This window comes from Citrobacter sp. wls826, assembly GCF_005281245.1.
GTDB lineage: Bacteria > Pseudomonadota > Gammaproteobacteria > Enterobacterales > Enterobacteriaceae > Citrobacter > Citrobacter braakii.
In genome coordinates, this window is the sequence record NZ_SZWS01000016.1 from 29,688 (window position 1) to 31,802 (window position 2,115).

General features: G+C 58.9%; 3 protein-coding genes. All 3 read right to left on the reverse strand.

Annotation, left to right across the window (positions count from 1 at the left end; genetic code table 11):
- Nucleotides 1-573: ATP-binding cassette domain-containing protein (locus tag FDW87_RS02210; RefSeq protein WP_252362957.1), on the reverse strand; the 573-nt coding region annotated here is incomplete at its 3' end.
- Nucleotides 570-1,562, reverse strand: coding sequence for an iron-enterobactin ABC transporter permease (gene fepG / locus FDW87_RS02215; protein WP_016152193.1), 993 nt, complete (start codon nucleotides 1,560-1,562; stop codon nucleotides 570-572). The genes FDW87_RS02210 and fepG, both read right to left, overlap by 4 nt.
- Nucleotides 1,559-2,115: iron chelate uptake ABC transporter family permease subunit (locus FDW87_RS02220; RefSeq protein ID WP_170975095.1), on the reverse strand; the 557-nt coding region annotated here is incomplete at its 5' end. The genes fepG and FDW87_RS02220, both read right to left, overlap by 4 nt.

Here is a 2,115-nt window from a genome sequence, read left to right on the forward strand (position 1 = left end):
CCGGTTTAGCTCACTCAGCAGCTCCAGCAGATCGATCTGATGGCTGATATCCAGCCAGGTGGTAGGTTCATCGAGCAGCATAATCGACGTTTCCTGCGCCAGCACCATCGCAATCCATGCGCGCTGGCGTTGTCCACCGGAAAGGGTATCCACACTTTGTGACGCAAGATGAGTGATTCCCGTCGCCTGCATTGCGTTTGAGACCGCGATTTCATCCTCATTTCGCCAGCGGGTAAACAATGGCTGATGCGGGTAGCGCCCACGGGCAACCAGCTCCTGTACCGTAATATCACCCGGCGTGGTGGCGTTCTGCGCCAACAAACCTATTCTGCGAGCAACCTCTTTGCTGGCATAGTGCTGGATATGCTCGCCGTCGAGCCAGACCTTACCGTGCGCGGGCGTCATCAGACGACTAAGCGTGCGCAGTAGTGTTGATTTTCCGCAGCCGTTTGGCCCGATAATTGCGGTGAAGTGACCGTCTGGAATCGACACATTGAGGTTTTCCGCTACGGTAAATTTGCCATAACCCAGCGTTAACTGGTCGCCACGCAAACGGGCTACTGATTCGATCATTTTTTGCGGGACTCCTGAATTAACAAGACGATAAGATAAATACCGCCGAGGCTTACGGTGACAACGCCCACCGGAAGCTGATAAGGCATAAACAGCTGTTGGGCGCATAAATCCGCCATCAACAGCAGCAACGCGCCACACAGCGCCGACAGGGTTAATCCCCAGCGCGATGTGCCGCTAATCCGCCGCGCGATATGTGGGGCGACAAGGGCAATAAACGAGATAGGGCCAGCCAGCGCGGTGGCGGCAGCGGTCAGTACAACCGCAACCAGCATCATCATCAGACGTGAGCGCTCTACGCTGACGCCAAGCGCACAGGCACTGTCATCACCCATTTCCAGTAAACGCATCCGGCGCACCAGCAGCGTGGCGCACACCAGCATAAGGATAATCAGTGGGGCAGAAGGCCAGGTTTTGGCCCAGGTCAGGCCATTGAGCGATCCGGCGTTCCACAGTCCGGCGGTCAGCGCGGTTTCTAATGATGCCTTCAGCAGTAGCCAGGTGTTGAACGCAACCAGCATGGCGCGTATGCCGATCCCAATAATAATCAGCCGGAAGGTGTCGATACCATTGCGCCAGGCGAGCGCCCAGACCACCAGAGACGTCAGGACCCCGCCAACCATGGCCGCAAGCGCGATAGCGGTGAGATGCTGTCCGAACAGCACCATTGCCACCAGCACACCGCTCCAGGCACCGGTATTGAAACCCATCACATCCGGGCTGCCCAGCGGGTTGCGCATCAGCGACTGGAATATTGCACCGCTCACGCCGAGCGCCGCGCCAATCAATAGCGCCATCAGCACGCGTGGCAAACGCCATTCGGTCACCACCAGCGTAATACTGCGCGGCGCATCGCCAAGCAGAGCGGCAATAATTTGCTGGGTTTCCAGCGTAACGACGCCGCTACGCAGGCTCCACAAGCCAACGGCGAGACAACCTACAACCAGCAGCAGGCTGCTGACTATCAGGCGGCGGGAGAGGTGCATCATGCGCCACCCCCGCGCGGTTTCCGGCGTACCAGAAAGATAAGCACCGGCGCGCCTATAAATGCGCTGACCACTGAAACGCGCAGTTCGCCGGGGACAATCAGGCGACCGATGATATCGGCAATTAGCAACAGAGAGGGGGTTGCCAGCAGGGTAACGGGCAGCGACCAACGGTGATCTGCCCCCACCAGCCAGCGCGCCATATGCGGCATCATCAGGCCGATAAAGGCGATAGGGCCGACAATCGCGGTCGCACTGCCGCACAGTACGGTAATCACCAACAGGCCAATAAACTGCGTGCGAGCGACTTTGCTGCCAAGCGCGGTGGCGGTGTCGCTCCCGAGGCTCAGGCTATTCAGAGCACGGCTAAGGAACAACGCGACAGCCGCGGCAATCAGTACCGGCACCAGGACGACCTTCAGCGTTTGCAGGCTGCGGATATCCAATGAACCGGCCTGCCAGAAACGCAACTGATCGTAGACATCCGGGTTGAGCAGGGCGATTCCGGTGGATAATCCTTCCAGCACCGCGCCCAGCGCAACGCCCGCCAGCGTCA